This is a genomic window from Micromonospora sp. NPDC048868 (assembly GCF_043198195.1).
Classification (GTDB): Bacteria; Actinomycetota; Actinomycetes; order Mycobacteriales; family Micromonosporaceae; genus Micromonospora; species Micromonospora reichwaldensis.
On record NZ_JBICUN010000012.1, the window covers coordinates 134,438 to 146,842 of the forward strand.

Annotated in this window: 16 protein-coding genes; 6 read left to right on the plus strand and 10 right to left on the minus strand. The window is 74.0% G+C overall.

Features of this window, described 5'->3' with window-relative positions; all coding sequences use genetic code 11:
• Positions 1-78: 78 nt before the first annotated feature.
• Together ACGFNF_RS19930 and ACGFNF_RS19935 are read right to left on the minus strand one after the other, a co-directional pair.
• The gene (locus tag ACGFNF_RS19930) at positions 79-915 is read right to left on the minus strand and encodes an undecaprenyl-diphosphate phosphatase (RefSeq protein WP_393169685.1); all 837 of its coding nucleotides are present in this window, start codon (positions 913-915) and stop codon (positions 79-81) included.
• Complete coding sequence (locus ACGFNF_RS19935) at positions 912-1,964, minus strand: LLM class F420-dependent oxidoreductase (protein ID WP_357577510.1); 1,053 nt, start codon at positions 1,962-1,964, stop codon at positions 912-914. Before ACGFNF_RS19935 ends, ACGFNF_RS19930 begins: the two co-directional genes overlap by 4 nt.
• A gap of 177 nt (positions 1,965-2,141) precedes the next feature.
• Here ACGFNF_RS19935 and ACGFNF_RS19940 point away from each other — a divergent pair, with 177 nt between their 5' ends.
• The gene (locus ACGFNF_RS19940) at positions 2,142-3,113 is read left to right on the plus strand and encodes an aldo/keto reductase (protein WP_311414926.1); all 972 of its coding nucleotides are present in this window, start codon (positions 2,142-2,144) and stop codon (positions 3,111-3,113) included.
• A gap of 27 nt (positions 3,114-3,140) precedes the next feature.
• Here ACGFNF_RS19940 and ACGFNF_RS19945 read toward each other — a convergent pair whose 3' ends face one another.
• From ACGFNF_RS19945 to ACGFNF_RS19955, 3 genes are read right to left on the minus strand one after another with little or no spacing between them, the layout of a single operon-like run.
• Positions 3,141-4,037 carry a hypothetical protein gene (locus tag ACGFNF_RS19945; protein WP_357577492.1) on the minus strand — a complete coding sequence of 299 codons (897 nt, stop codon included), beginning with the start codon at positions 4,035-4,037 and terminating at the stop codon, positions 3,141-3,143.
• Positions 4,038-4,059: 22 nt separating this feature from the next.
• Positions 4,060-5,121, minus strand: coding sequence for a hypothetical protein (locus tag ACGFNF_RS19950; RefSeq protein ID WP_357577491.1), 1,062 nt, complete (start codon positions 5,119-5,121; stop codon positions 4,060-4,062).
• Positions 5,118-5,447 (minus strand): hypothetical protein, encoded by a 330-nt coding sequence (locus ACGFNF_RS19955; RefSeq protein ID WP_132237895.1) that lies wholly within the window; start codon positions 5,445-5,447, stop codon positions 5,118-5,120. The genes ACGFNF_RS19950 and ACGFNF_RS19955 overlap by 4 nt, the downstream gene beginning before the upstream one ends.
• 91 nt (positions 5,448-5,538) lie before the next feature.
• On the opposite strand from ACGFNF_RS19955, the gene ACGFNF_RS19960 reads away from it, so the two are divergent.
• Both ACGFNF_RS19960 and ACGFNF_RS19965 read left to right on the plus strand, forming a co-directional pair.
• Positions 5,539-5,958 carry a YbaB/EbfC family nucleoid-associated protein gene (locus ACGFNF_RS19960; protein WP_393169688.1) on the plus strand — a complete coding sequence of 140 codons (420 nt, stop codon included), beginning with the start codon at positions 5,539-5,541 and terminating at the stop codon, positions 5,956-5,958.
• The gene (locus ACGFNF_RS19965; protein ID WP_393169690.1) at positions 5,955-7,118 is read left to right on the plus strand and encodes an SseB family protein; all 1,164 of its coding nucleotides are present in this window, start codon (positions 5,955-5,957) and stop codon (positions 7,116-7,118) included. The genes ACGFNF_RS19960 and ACGFNF_RS19965 overlap by 4 nt, the downstream gene beginning before the upstream one ends.
• A 21-nt stretch (positions 7,119-7,139) precedes the next feature.
• On the opposite strand, the gene ACGFNF_RS19970 is transcribed toward ACGFNF_RS19965, so the two are convergent.
• The 3 genes from ACGFNF_RS19970 to ACGFNF_RS19980 all read right to left on the minus strand — a co-directional run bounded on the left by ACGFNF_RS19970 (position 7,140) and on the right by ACGFNF_RS19980 (position 8,063).
• Complete coding sequence (locus ACGFNF_RS19970) at positions 7,140-7,295, minus strand: hypothetical protein (RefSeq protein ID WP_393169692.1); 156 nt, start codon at positions 7,293-7,295, stop codon at positions 7,140-7,142.
• 82 nt (positions 7,296-7,377) lie between these two features.
• Positions 7,378-7,584, minus strand: a complete 207-nt coding sequence (locus ACGFNF_RS19975) for a helix-turn-helix transcriptional regulator (protein WP_026874506.1) — start codon at positions 7,582-7,584, stop codon at positions 7,378-7,380.
• Positions 7,584-8,063, minus strand: a complete 480-nt coding sequence (locus ACGFNF_RS19980; protein ID WP_357577487.1) for a DUF2975 domain-containing protein — start codon at positions 8,061-8,063, stop codon at positions 7,584-7,586. The genes ACGFNF_RS19975 and ACGFNF_RS19980 overlap by 1 nt, the downstream gene beginning before the upstream one ends.
• Positions 8,064-8,202: 139 nt before the next feature.
• Here ACGFNF_RS19980 and ACGFNF_RS19985 point away from each other — a divergent pair, with 139 nt between their 5' ends.
• A complete protein-coding gene (locus ACGFNF_RS19985; RefSeq protein ID WP_013734349.1) occupies positions 8,203-8,394 on the plus strand; it encodes a DUF5703 family protein in 192 nt (63 codons plus the stop codon).
• A 77-nt stretch (positions 8,395-8,471) separates the two neighbouring features.
• Here the strand turns inward: ACGFNF_RS19985 and ACGFNF_RS19990 are convergent, their stop codons facing one another.
• Together ACGFNF_RS19990 and ACGFNF_RS19995 are read right to left on the minus strand one after the other, a co-directional pair.
• Positions 8,472-9,125 carry a hypothetical protein gene (locus ACGFNF_RS19990; RefSeq protein ID WP_393169695.1) on the minus strand — a complete coding sequence of 218 codons (654 nt, stop codon included), beginning with the start codon at positions 9,123-9,125 and terminating at the stop codon, positions 8,472-8,474.
• A gap of 60 nt (positions 9,126-9,185) precedes the next feature.
• Positions 9,186-10,514: a M20/M25/M40 family metallo-hydrolase gene (locus ACGFNF_RS19995; RefSeq protein ID WP_393169697.1), complete on the minus strand. Its 1,329-nt coding sequence runs from the start codon at positions 10,512-10,514 to the stop codon at positions 9,186-9,188.
• A gap of 172 nt (positions 10,515-10,686) precedes the next feature.
• Between ACGFNF_RS19995 and ACGFNF_RS20000 the strand changes: the two genes are divergently transcribed.
• Positions 10,687-11,295, plus strand: coding sequence for a hemerythrin domain-containing protein (locus ACGFNF_RS20000; protein WP_393169699.1), 609 nt, complete (start codon positions 10,687-10,689; stop codon positions 11,293-11,295).
• A gap of 110 nt (positions 11,296-11,405) precedes the next feature.
• Positions 11,406-12,401, plus strand: a complete 996-nt coding sequence (locus tag ACGFNF_RS20005) for a LysR family transcriptional regulator (RefSeq protein WP_393169701.1) — start codon at positions 11,406-11,408, stop codon at positions 12,399-12,401.
• Positions 12,402-12,405 lie beyond the last annotated feature (4 nt).

A 12,405-nucleotide genomic window follows, 5' to 3' on the forward strand; every position in this document is an offset into this window, starting at 1 on the left:
CGGACACGGGCCGGCCCCCGTCCGGTGGTGCGGGGACGGGGGCCGGTGCGGGGACGGGGGCCGGTGGGCGCGGGCGGATCAGGTGGCGCTGATGGTGCCCGTCATCAGCAGGGCGAGCACCAGGGTGCCCACCGCGACCCGGTACAGCACGAAGACGTACAGCGTGTGGTGGGCGACGTAGCGCAGCAGCCAGGCGATGGCCGCGTACCCGACGCCGAAGGCGATGATCGTGGCGACGATCATCTGGGCCACACTCGGCACCGACGTGCCGGGCGCCGCCGGCTCGAAGACGTCGCCGACGCTGAAGATCCCGGACATCACCACCGCCGGGATGGCCAGCAGGAACGAGTAGCGCGCCGCCGCCTCCCGGGTGAGGTTGAGGAACAGCCCGGCAGTGAGCGTGCCGCCCGAGCGCGACACCCCCGGGATCAGCGCCATCGCCTGGGCGAAGCCCATCACCACGCCGTCGCGCATCTTGAAGTTCACCAGGGTACGGGTCTGCCGCCCCCAGTACTCGGCGAACGCCAGCACGAACGCGAACACGATGAGCGTGGTCGCCACCAGCCACAGGTTCCGGCCGGCGGTGCGGATCTGGTCCTTGAACAGGAAACCGAACAGCCCGATCGGGATCGAGCCGACGATGACGTACCAGCCCATCCGGTAGTCGAGGCTGGAACGCACCGACTTGTCCCTGATGCCGACCAGCCACGTACGGGTGATGCGCCAGATGTCCTTGGCGAAGTAGATCAGCACCGCCGCCTCGGTGCCCAACTGGGTGACCGCGGTGAACGACGCTCCGGCGTCCCGGTCGAAGAAGATCGCCGAGGTGATCCGCAGGTGACCGGACGAGCTGACCGGAAGGAACTCGGTCAGTCCCTGGACGATGCCCAGGACGATGGCCTCGACCCAGGTCACTCGCCGACTCCCGAGAGGTCCAGCGCCTCGGCGACGGTACGCAGGGTGTGCACGCCGCTGTCCCGGTCGGCCGCGAACAGGGTCACGGACAGGGTGGTGACGCCGGCGGCGGCGTACTCCCGCATCCGCTCGGCGATGCGCTCCTTCGGGCCCAGCAGCGAGGTGCGGTCGATGAACTCCAGCGGCACCGCGGCGGCGGCGTCGCGCTGCCGCTTGGCCAGGTAGAGATCCTGCACCTCGCGGGCGGCGTCGCCGTAGCCCATCCGGGTGGCGAGCTGGTTGTAGAAGTTCTGCTGGCGGCTGCCCATGCCGCCGACGTAGAGGGCCGCGTACCAGCGGACCAGTTCGGCGCAGGTGGCGACGTCGTCACCGACCACCACGGGCACCGACGGGACCACGTCGAAGCCGGCGAGCTCCTTGCCGGCCTTCGCCCGCCCGGCGCGCACCGACGCGAGCTGCTCCTCGGCGAACTCGGGGGCGTAGAAGATCGCCAGCCAGCCGTCGGCGATCTCGCCTGCCAGTTCCAGGTTCTTCGGGCCCACGGCGGCGAGGTAGATCGGGATGTGCTCGCGCGGCGGGTGGAAGCCCAGCTTCAGCGCCTTGCCCGGGCCGTCGGGCAGCGGCAGCGTGTAGAACTCGCCGTCGTACGCGACGGACTTGCGGGCGACGGCCAGCTTCACGATGTCCACGAACTCGCGGGTCCGCGCCAGCGGCTTGGCGAACCGTACGCCGTGCCAGCCCTCGGAGACCTGCGGGCCGGACACGCCGAGGCCCAGCCGGAACCGGCCGCCGGACAGCGCGTCGATGGTCGCCGCGGTCATCGCGGTCATCGCCGGGGTACGGGCGGGGATCTGCATCACCGCGCTGCCCAGGTCGATCCGCTCCGTCTGCCCGGCCATCCAGGCGAGCATGCTCGGCGAGTCGGAGCCGTAGGCCTCCGCCGCCCACACCACCGAGTAGCCGAGCCGGTCCGCCTCCTGGGCGAAAGCCAGGTGATCGGCCGGTGTGCTCCACGCCGTCTGGTATCCGAGGCTGAGCCCGAGTCGCACTAGGTCCTCCCCCATCCGCACCACAGGTCGCATCAGGTTACGCAATGCCGCAAGTCGACCCGTTCACCGGTCGCCACCACCGGGGGCGGTGCCCGGACGGTCGGAAACGCGACGCGCCCGGCACACTTGACGGGAGCGAGGATATCGGCGGGCCCTCGTTCGAAATAAGGTTCACCCATGCAACAGCGACCGCTCGGCCGAAGCGGGCTGGCGGTTTCGCGGCTCGCGCTCGGCACCATGACGTGGGGCCGGGACACCGACGCCGACGATGCGGCCGCCCAGCTGAAGAGTTTCCTCGACGCGGGCGGCAACCTGATCGACACCGCCGACGTCTACGGCGACGGCGACGCCGAGTCGGTGATCGGGTCGCTGCTGGGCTCCCTGGTGCCGCGTGAGGAACTGCTGATCGCCACCAAGGCGGGCCTGCGACCGGGCAGCGGTCGGCGTCGGGACGGTTCCCGGGGGCACCTGTTGCGCACGCTGGACGCCTCGCTGCGCCGGCTGGGCACGGACCACGTCGACCTCTTTCAACTGCACGGCTACGACCCCGACACGCCGCTGGAGGAGACGCTCGCGGCGCTCGACCACGCGGTGGCCAGCGGCCGGGTCCGCTACGTCGGGGTGTCGAACTTCGCCGGCTGGCAGACCGCGCGGGCGGCGGCCTGGCAGACCGCCTGGCCGGGGCGCGCCCCGGTGGTGGCGGCGCAGGTGGAGTACTCGCTGCTGGAGCGGGGCGTGGAGCGGGAGGTGCTGCCCGCGTGCGAGGCCCTCGGGCTGGGGGTGCTGCCGTGGTCGCCGCTGGGCCGCGGGGTGCTCACCGGCAAGTACCGGCACGGCCGGCCCGCCGACTCGCGGGCGGCCTCGCCGCACTTCGAGCGCTTCGTCGCCACCTACCTGGAGCCCCGCTGCTCCAGCATCGTGGAGGCGGTCGCCATCGCCGCGGGCGGGCTGGGTGTCTCCCCGACGGAGGTGGCGCTGGCCTGGATCCGCGACCGGCCCGGGGTGGTGGCCCCGATCCTCGGCGCGCGGACGGTCGGGCAGCTGCTCGGCGCGCTCCAGGTCGAGCGGATGACCCTGCCGGAGGAGATCGTCACGGCACTGGACGACGTGTCGGCGGTGCCGGTGGGCTACCCCGAGCGCGACGGCTGACCCGCGCCGCGCGGCGCGAGCGCGCGGTCAGGCCGTGGGGCGCTGGCCGGGCAGGTCGCGTACGGCGGCGAGGAAGCGGGACTGGTCGTCGCGGGTGGCCGGGTTGACGATCCGGATCCAGGACCCGTCGTCGAACACGATGGTGGACGGGAACTGCATGAGGCGGGCCCCGTGCTCGGACTCGATGCGGGCGATGCGCCGCCGAGGCACGCTCCACAGCACCTGGGGGCGCCGCCGGTCCTCGCGGTCGGGGTCGGGGCGGCGGCCCATCCGCAGCAGGTGCAGGTGGGTGTCGGTGACCGCCAGCGGGGTGCCGGTGTAGCGCTCGAGGAAGAGCAGCAGGCTGCCGGCGAGGGTGGCCAGGTCGCCGCTGAAGACGTACCGCCGCCGGTAGGCGATCTCGGCGAGCTGGTCGGCCAGCGGGCGGTAGCGGCTGAGCCGGAACAGCGCCCGGAAGGCCTCCTGCTCGTCGGTGAGCGGCAACGGCTCCCGGGGCGCGCCGCCCGGCGCCGGCTCCGGCTCGGCCGTCTCCGGGGTGCCCGCGGCGAGCACGGCGGCCTTGCCGGGCAGCAGCAGGACGCCGGCGGCGATGCGTACGGGCGTCAGCACCGCGTCCACCCAGGCGACCGGGTTGACGATGTTGAGCAGCCCGAACAGCGCGCGCGGATCGAGCGCCTCGGCCAGCTCGGCGTTGACCCGGTCGGCGAGCTGGCTGCCGGCCCGGTGGTTCTCCGGGGCCCGGACCGGCGCCAGGCCGACGTAGCGGATCTCCTCGTCGGGCAGCAGGGGCGCCACCAGGGCGCGCTCGGGCTCGTCGGTGGTGCGGAACTCGTCGCGCAGCTCACGGGCCTTGTCCCGGGCCGCCCGCGCACCGCCCAGCACCGCGTCGGTCAGCCGGCCCAGCCGACTGCGCCCCTCGGACACGCCCCACCCCCTCGATCGGCCGTCACCTGCCGGCCGGCTGCTGTGCCGGCGGCTGCCCGAAGACATTCTGGTCGATCCACTCGGCGCCGCCCTGCACCGCCGCGTCGACCTTGTCGCCGACCTGGTCCATGCCGGGCACCGACAGGCCGGAGACCATCGCGACGGTGCCCCAGGTGACGCCGTGCACGACGGAGTTCGGGATGTTCCACGGCAGGTTGGTGGCCCAGTCCCGGCCGATCATCCGCGCCCCGTCGGCCATGCCGTGCGCCCGCAGCGCCCCGAGGCGCTCGAACGTGCTCATGTCGAACGGCGAACCGGACTTGCCGAGCTTCCAGGTGCCCTTCGCCGGGTCCATGAACTTGTGGTGCCACTTGTCGGCGGCGCCGGCGGCACGGCGCTTGTCGGCGTACTTCTGGCCGGCGCGCAGCGCCTTCTGCTTGTCGACCAGCTTGTCCAGGTGGTTGCGCAGCTTGCGCAGGTGGAGCAGGACCCGTTGCAGCAGCCGGATGACCTTCTGCAGGTGCGTCGCCAGCGGTCGGATGATCTTCAACATCCGGGTCAGCGCGATCATGCCCCGGGTGACCCCCAGCGCCACGCCGGCCGCCCAGGACGCCCCGGCGGTGAACGGGGCCATCAGCAGCGCGGTGACCAGCGTCACCAGCAGGAAGTTGACGAACTCGACGCAGATGTCGACCAGGACGTCGTGCACCGTCTGGAGCGCGTCGGCCACCCCGCGCAGGTACTCGGCCGTGGCGGCGAACTGCTCAGCGACGTCCAGCAGTTGCTGCTCGACCTCGGCCAACCGCCGCCCGTACGCCTGACCGGACGGGGAGCGCCAGCCGGCCTGCTCGGCCTCGCGCACGCTGCGGTGGCCCATCGCCAGCTCCCGCACCTGCGCGGCCAGCGCGTCCCACTCCGTGGCCTTGGCGCGCAGCGCGGCCGGCTCGCCGTCGACGAGGTCGACGAGCTGGATCAGCGGCCAGGCGAGGGTGCGGCAGACGCTGTCGACCACCTTGTCCACGCTGGACAGGGCGTTGTCGATGCCGTTCCAGAGCTCGACGGCGGTGCCCGCGGGCCCACTCACCGGGGCATCCCGGCGCCGATGGCGCGGAAGGAGGAGTCGATGTCCTGCTCGTTGCGCTCGTAGGCCTCGGCCGTCCCGCCCAGCGCGCCACCGACCCGCTCGAACGCGTCGTGGCCGGACCGGAACAGCTCCATCCCCCCGGTGACCTGCTCGGCGTACTTCTCGCGGAGCATGTCGCTGACGAACGGCAGGTGCCCGAAGGCCCCGTCCGGTATGTCCCCCGCAGACGTGATCCGGCTCTCCAGCGCGGTCAGCGAGGTGGCCACCCGCTTCGCCGCCGCCTCCAGCCGACGCACCGCCTGCACGTCGACGTCGATGTCAGGCACGCCGTTCCTCCCCCACTCGCCCGGCGGGACGACGATACGATCATGCCGCCGCCGGGCGCCACCCCGGACGGCCCGCGCACGGGAGGTTCTCATGTCTGACCCGCTGTCCGCGTTCGACGCACTCGCCGGACGGCTCGCCGACATCGAACGCCGCTTCGCCGGGCTCACCGACGACCTGGACGAGCTGAGCGCCACCGCCACCGACGACAGCGGCCTGGTCACCGCGACCGTCGACGCCACCGGCGAGCTGGCCGACCTGAGCCTCGCCCCGACCGCGCTGCGGGTGGGCACCGAGGACCTCGCGGCCATGGTGCTGCAGGCGTACCGGCAGGCCCGCGCGGCGGCGACCGCGCAGCTCGAAGAGCGCACCGGGGGTCTCGACGCGACGCTCGGCGCGGGCCTGAACGGGATCTTCGGCACCCCCGGCGACTTCGCCTCCCTGGGCCGCCTGGAGGAGGCGATGGGACGGCTCGGCCGGCTCGACGGCCGCCTGCCGGGGCCGCCGGCATGACGTCGCCGGGCTGGCCAGACATCGTCGCCCGGCTCCACGACACGCTGTCGGGCTGCGACCGCGACACCGACCTGGAGCTCGCCGCCGGCCCCCGCCGGCTGCACCTGATGGTGCGCCGGGACACCGTCCGCGGGGTCTGCCCGCCCTACGACGAGCGACGCCTGGCCGAACTCGGCTGGCAGGCGCCGCGCGGGGCCGGCGGTTGGTGGTACGAGACGCCGCGCACCGCCGAGGGCCTGCGCTGGTGGAGCGGGTTCGCGGCGCAGACCGCCGCCACGGTGCTCACCACGGAGCCCCGAGCGCTGTCCTGCCAGATCCTCCCGCCCACCGGTCCCCGGGTGCGCCCGGAGCCGACCGTGCCCCGCGTCCGGGCCGCGGAACCCGTCGCCGGGGCCGGGCACGCCGCCGCCGAAGCCGGGCAGCCCGCTGTCGAAGCCGGGCACGCCGCGGCCGGAGCCGAGCGGCCCGTCGCCGGAGCCGGGCAGCCCGTGGCCGGGGTCGAGCAGCCCGTGGCCGGGGTCGAGCAGCCCGTCGCCGAAGCCGGGCAGCCCGTGGCCGCGGTCGAGCAGCCTGTGGCCGGGGCCGGGCAGCCAGCTGCCGAAGCCGAACACGCCGCGGCCGGAACAGAACACCCCGCTGCCGAAGCCGAGCGGCCCGTGGCCGGGGTCGAGCAGCCCGCTGCCGGGGCCGGGGCCGGGGACGTGCCCGACCCGTCGCCTGCGGAACTGCCCGCGGATTCGCCCGCGGGCCCCGCCGCGGACGAGGCGCGGAGCGGGGCGGACCCGGGCGCGCCGTCCGTGCTCGACCTGCTCAGCGAGGCCGGCACGCGGCGGGACCTGCCCGGCTACCTCGGCATCCTCGCCGCCGCGGCGGTCTGCGTACCGCTGGCGGCGGAGCCGGGGCCGGACCGCGAGGTGCCGTGGACGATCGTCACCGACCCGACAGGCGCGCCGCTGCTGCCGGTCTTCACCTCCCCCGACGCGCTGACCGCGTTCGCCGGGGAGGGCGTGCCGTTCGTCGCCGTGCCCTGCGCGGACCTGCTCGCGGACTGGCCCGACCCGGCGTGGGGGCTGGTGGTGGACGCGGGCACCCCGCGCGCCCTGGCCCTGGGGGCGGCGTCGCTGGCCGCCCTGCTGGCGGCGAACCCGCCCACCGGCTGACCGCCGGTCGGCGGCCTACCGCTACCGGCCGCGCCGCGCCTGCCGCACGGCGAACACGACCGCGCCGACGACGAGCACGACGCCCAGGAGCTGGAGGCCGGGCGAGTCGTCGGCCTCCCCGTGCACGACGCCGGCGACGCCGAGCGCGGCGGCGAGGAGGGCGAGCAGGTACGTCATGGCGCCTCCCTGGTGGCGGCCGGGGTCTCGGACCTGCCGGCGGGTGCTTCGTGGTCGGTGGGCCGGGGCGTGGCGCGCGGGTTCACTCGTCGACCCACTCGAGCAGGTCACCGGGCTGGCAGTCGAGCACCCGGCACATGGCCTCCAGGGTGCTGAACCGGACGGCCTTGGCCCGGCCGTTCTTCAGCACCGCCACGTTCGCCGGCGTGAGTCCGACGCGCTCGGCGAACTCGCCGACGCTCATCTTGCGTTTCGCCAGTTCGACGTCGATGCGTACGACGATGGGCATCAGATCACCGCCTCCATGTCGGTCCGCAGCGTCGTGGCCTGCCGCAGCAGCGCGCGCATCACCACCATCAGCAGACCCAGCACGGCGACGCCCACCAGCAGCAGAAACAGCAGGAGCGGCAGCCCGGGGTCCGTGGCGTTGAAGCCGACGTAGAGGAAGACGCCCAGCAGCACGACCCAGGCGGCGACGATCGCCCAGACGATCGCGTCCACCCACGCCAGCGAGGCGTCGGTGAAGATGCGGTCGCGCTTGACCAGGGTGAGCAGCTTCCAGGTGGACACGACCACCACCTGGACGCACAGCACCCAGAACACCGCCACGGCGGTCATCGGCCACCTGAGGTAGGCCTGTTCCGGGGACTCCTCGGCCATGTGGGCGAACTGCCCGGGCAGCGAGAAGGTCTGGAGCATGACCAGGATCCCGAACAGCACGACGAGGAAGACTCTGAGCGGGGCTACCGCTCGATGCTCGTTGAACATGCATCGACTATCGCTCTTAACCTATCGAAAGTCAATCGGTTCGGCGATGGTCGGGAGGCCGGGCGTCCGCGCCTCGCAGCGGCGCGGGTCACCGGTGAGGGGGTGGCGAAGGCCTCCCGGGCTGGGCAGCATGGAGGTCATGGACTACGAGTACGCGCCGCTGCGGCTGCCGCCGAACGTCGACCGGTTGACCGCCGCGGCGCAGTTGGCGATCCAGGCGGAGTTCTCCGGGTGGGAGTTGGCGCGGGTACGGCTGTACCGCGACGGCACGCGGCAGGTGGTGCTGCGCCGCCGCCGGGTCAACCAGCCGCAGCCGGGACTGTCGTACTGACCACGACAGCAAGGCCCGGGGCCGACCGTCCGGTCGGGCCCCGGGCCTGCGCCGCCTGACTGGCGGGCCGTCACCGCCTAGTGGGCGTGGTCGTGCTCCTCGTCGAGCTCCATGAAGGGGTGCTCGTCGAGCCGGCCGACCAGCCGGTCGTCGGCGGCCGGCTGGAACGGGCCCACCGAGTCGTCGTCGTCGAACGACTCCAGGTCGACCGGGGTGCCGACCTCGCTGACCATCACCACGCCGTCGAGCGGCTCCAGCTCCGGCACGTCCAGCGCGCCGAGCGAGCCGTCACCGCTCTGGAGCAGCTCCAGCACCGCCTCGCCGACCCCCTCGACGGGCTCCGGCTCGTCCTCGGCCGGGGTGCCCTCCCGCCGGGCGGCCTCGGCGATGCGGATCAGCGCCGACACGCTCGGCACCCGGTAGTCGCGCCGCTGGCGCACCGAGATCACCCGCGGGTGCGGGTCGGTGGGCTCCACGCCCTCCGCGGCCCCGAAGCGCTGGTCGGCCTCCTCCGGGTCGATCGACTCGACGTCCCACGGGGTGACCTCGCCGAAGGCGTCCAGGAGTTGCTCGTCGTACGCGAAGGACGCGTTGTTGAGCGCGACGTACGCCTGCCAGACGTCGTCGTCGTCGACGCGGCCCTGTGCGGCGCGGACGGCGGCCAGGTGGTGGCGGGCCGCATCGATCACGCGCTCGAGGGCGGCGTCCAGCTCACCGTGCTGGTCGGTCATGTGGGTCAGTCCCTTCACGATCAGTGGTTCCCGCCGGGACACCGGGGTTCCTGGCGGGGGCTAGCAGGTGCGGAGGAACCGGTCGAGAACCCGCACGCCGAACTGTAGTCCGTCCACCGGAACCCGCTCGTCGATGCCGTGGAACAGCGCGGAGAAGTTCAGGTCGGCCGGCAGCCGCAGCGGCGCGAAGCCGAAGCAGCGGATGCCGAGCTGCGAGAACGCCTTCGCGTCGGTGCCGCCGGAGAGCATGTACGGCACCGGCCGCGCCCCCGGGTCCTCCGCGCGCAGCGCGGCGGACATCGCGTCGACCAGGTCGCCGTCGAACGTCGTCTCCAGCGCCGGCTGGCGCTGGAGGTACTCGATGACGATGTCCGGACCGACCAGCTCGCGCAGCTGCCGCTCCAGCAGTTCCGACTGCCCCGGCAGGCTGCGGCAGTCGATGGTGGCGGTGGCCCGGCCGGGGATGACGTTGTCCTTGTACCCGGCGGCGAGCCGGGTCGGGTTGGCGGTGTTGCGGATCGTCGCGCCGATGATGTTGGCGATCGGCCCGAGCTTGGCGATGGCGGTCTCCGGGTCCTCCGGGTCCAGCTCGACGCCGAGCAGGTCGGAGACCTCCTCCAGGAACGCCCGGACGGTGTCGGTGACCACCACGGGGAAGCGGTGCCGGCCGACCCGGGCCACCGCCTCGGCGAGCGCCGTGACCGCGTTGTCGTCGTGGATCATCGAGCCGTGCCCGGGGCGGCCCTTCGCGTGCAGGCGCAGCCAGTCGATGCCCTTCTCGGCGGTCTCGATCAGATAGAGCCGCTGGCTGTCGTTCACCGAGTACGAGAAGCCGCCGACCTCGCCGATGGCCTCGGTGCAGCCGTCGAGCAGCCCACGGTGCCGGTCGACCAGGAAGTGCGCGCCGTAGTCGCTGCCCGCCTCCTCGTCGGCGGTGTAGGCGAGCACGATGTCCCGGGGCGGGCGGACCCCGGTGCGCTGCCAGTGCCGCACCACCGCCAGCACCATCGCGTCGAAGTCCTTCATGTCGATGGCGCCCCGGCCCCACAGGTAGCCGTCGCGCAGCTCACCGGAGAACGGGTGCACCGACCACTCGTCGGCGTCGGCGGGGACGACGTCGAGGTGGCCGTGCACCAGCAGCGCCCCGCGGCTCGGGTCGGTGCCGGGGATGCGGGCGACCAGGTTGGCCCGGCCGGGCGCCGACTCGTGGATGACGGACTCGACGCCCACCTCGGCCAGCTTCTCCGCCACGTACTCGGCGGCGAGGCGTTCCCCGGCGCTGGTGTCGTTGTCCCCGGTGTTGGTGGTGTCGATCCGCAGCAGGTCACGGCAGAGGTCGACGACCTCGTCGGTGGGGTCGGGTCGGGCGGAGGCGGCGTCGCTCGTCATCGCATCTTCATACCAGCCCACGGGCCCGCCGCGGTCGCCCCGCCCCGGCGTATCGACGCCGACGACGTGGCACGGGCGGCGACCGGGCCCGGTTTCGCCGCCGACGCGGCCGGGTACCGCCGCTCGCGACCGCTCCCCACCACCTGCGCCGCCCGCCACAGAGGAGGGCACCATGACCGTTCCCCTGCCACCGCTGCCGCCGACCGGAGAGGACGAGGGCTTCCGGCCGGGCGGCCGCAGCATCGCCGACATCCTCGACGCCGAGCACCGGCAACTGCGGGAGCTGCTGCGGCGGCTCACCGACCCGGGCCCGGAGCCCGCCCCCGAGCGCGGCCTGGAGGTGCTCACGGCGGCGCTGTCGCGGCACCTGTCCGCCGAGGAGCAGTACCTGCTGCCCGCCGTCCGGGCCGCGCTGCCCGACGCGGCGGAGCGGATCGACCGGGCCATCGCGGACGACCGGGCCCTGCTGACCGCCCTGAAGACGCTCGCCGACGAGGGACTCGCCGACGTCGCCGCGCGGGTCCACCGCCACGTCGAGGAGGCGGGCGCGCTCGTCGCGGCGCTGCGCGAGGTGGCCAGCGCCGAGGAGCTGATCCGCCTCGGCAACCGGCTGGAGATCGCCGAGGAGGCGGCCCCGACGCGCCCGCACCCCGGCACCCCGGCGACGCCGCCGTGGAACCGGGTCGTCGAGCCCGCGGTGGGCGTCGTCGACAAGGTCCGCGACGCCGTCACCGGCCGACCCACCTACCTGGCCGACCTCGCCGAGCGGCCGCCGGGCTGAGCCCGCGGCGGGCGCGGGCGCGGCGTGCCGGAGCGGATCGGGCACACATTGGGAGGCGTTGATCCGTTCAGGGCCTTCCGTCGGCCGCTACGGGGTCATACCGTCACGGTATGAATCTGGAGCTGCGACACCTGAGGGTGGTCTGCGCGATCGCGGAGACGGGGAGCGTGACCAAGGCGGCATCGACGCTCGGCCTGGCCCAACCGGCACTCACCGCCCAGCTCCAGCGCATCGAGCGGACCCTGGGCGGGCCCCTGTTCGAGCGGGACCGCCGCGGCGCCCGCCCGACCGCCCTGGGCGAGCTGGTGCTCGCCCGGGCGCGGGTGCTGCTGCCGGCGATGAAGGGCCTGCAGGACGAGGCGGCGCGGCTGGCCGGGGCCGGGGACGTGCCCCGCCGCTACCGGTTCGGCGGGGTGAACAGCCCCATCCTCGGCCGGCTCGTGCACCGGCTCGCCGCGGAGCCCCCACCGGCCCAGATCACCACCCATGCCTCCTGGTCGGCCGACGAGCTGGCCCAGCTCGTGGCGGGCGGCCGGCTGGACTTCGCGCTGATCGGGGTGTGCGGCGACGCGGCCCCGCCCGCCGAGCTCGGGTTGAGCTGGCGGGAGGTGGCCGTCGACCCGGTGCTGGTGCTGCTGCCGGAGCAGCACCCGCTGGCCGGGCACGCCGAGGTGAGCCTGGTGGACCTGAGCCACGAGCAGTGGGTCGCCGCGCCCGGCGACGGCTGCTTCGGCGACTGCTTCGCCGCCGCCTGCGCCCGCGCCGGTTTCACCCCCCGCAAGGTGTACGAGACCGACGTGCGCTGCTGCATCGACATGGTGGACTCCGGCGAGGCGATCGCGCTCTGCCAGGCCACCTTCCGCCCGGTCGCCGGGTTGGTCACCCGGATGCTGGCCGGGACGCCGCTGCGCTGGCGGCTGATGCTGGGCTGGCATCCCGACTCCCCCGCCGCCCGCGACGCCGAACTGGTGCTGGAGTTCGCGCTGGCCGCGTACACCGACTCGCTGGCGGCGCACCCGGAATACCTGGCCTGGCTGCTGCGCAACCCGAGCTACGGGGCCCGGAGGCTGACGGCCGCCGGGGCCGACGGGGTGCGAACGGCGTAGCGCC

What these genes read in the sequence shown, in the direction of transcription:
- ACGFNF_RS20000 (WP_393169699.1), top strand. Translation starts at nt 10,687, where the DNA reads ATGACCGTTCCCCTGCCACCGCTGCCGCCGACCGGAGAGGACGAGGGC.
- ACGFNF_RS20005 (WP_393169701.1), top strand. Translation starts at nt 11,406, where the DNA reads ATGAATCTGGAGCTGCGACACCTGAGGGTGGTCTGCGCGATCGCGGAG.
- ACGFNF_RS19985 (WP_013734349.1), top strand. Translation starts at nt 8,203, where the DNA reads ATGGACTACGAGTACGCGCCGCTGCGGCTGCCGCCGAACGTCGACCGG.
- ACGFNF_RS19965 (WP_393169690.1), top strand. Translation starts at nt 5,955, where the DNA reads ATGACGTCGCCGGGCTGGCCAGACATCGTCGCCCGGCTCCACGACACG.
- ACGFNF_RS19940 (WP_311414926.1), top strand. Translation starts at nt 2,142, where the DNA reads ATGCAACAGCGACCGCTCGGCCGAAGCGGGCTGGCGGTTTCGCGGCTC.
- ACGFNF_RS19995 (WP_393169697.1), bottom strand. Translation starts at nt 10,514, where the DNA reads ATGACGAGCGACGCCGCCTCCGCCCGACCCGACCCCACCGACGAGGTC.
- ACGFNF_RS19975 (WP_026874506.1), bottom strand. Translation starts at nt 7,584, where the DNA reads ATGCCCATCGTCGTACGCATCGACGTCGAACTGGCGAAACGCAAGATG.
- ACGFNF_RS19960 (WP_393169688.1), top strand. Translation starts at nt 5,539, where the DNA reads ATGTCTGACCCGCTGTCCGCGTTCGACGCACTCGCCGGACGGCTCGCC.
- ACGFNF_RS19970 (WP_393169692.1), bottom strand. Translation starts at nt 7,295, where the DNA reads ATGACGTACCTGCTCGCCCTCCTCGCCGCCGCGCTCGGCGTCGCCGGC.
- ACGFNF_RS19990 (WP_393169695.1), bottom strand. Translation starts at nt 9,125, where the DNA reads ATGACCGACCAGCACGGTGAGCTGGACGCCGCCCTCGAGCGCGTGATC.
- ACGFNF_RS19980 (WP_357577487.1), bottom strand. Translation starts at nt 8,063, where the DNA reads ATGTTCAACGAGCATCGAGCGGTAGCCCCGCTCAGAGTCTTCCTCGTC.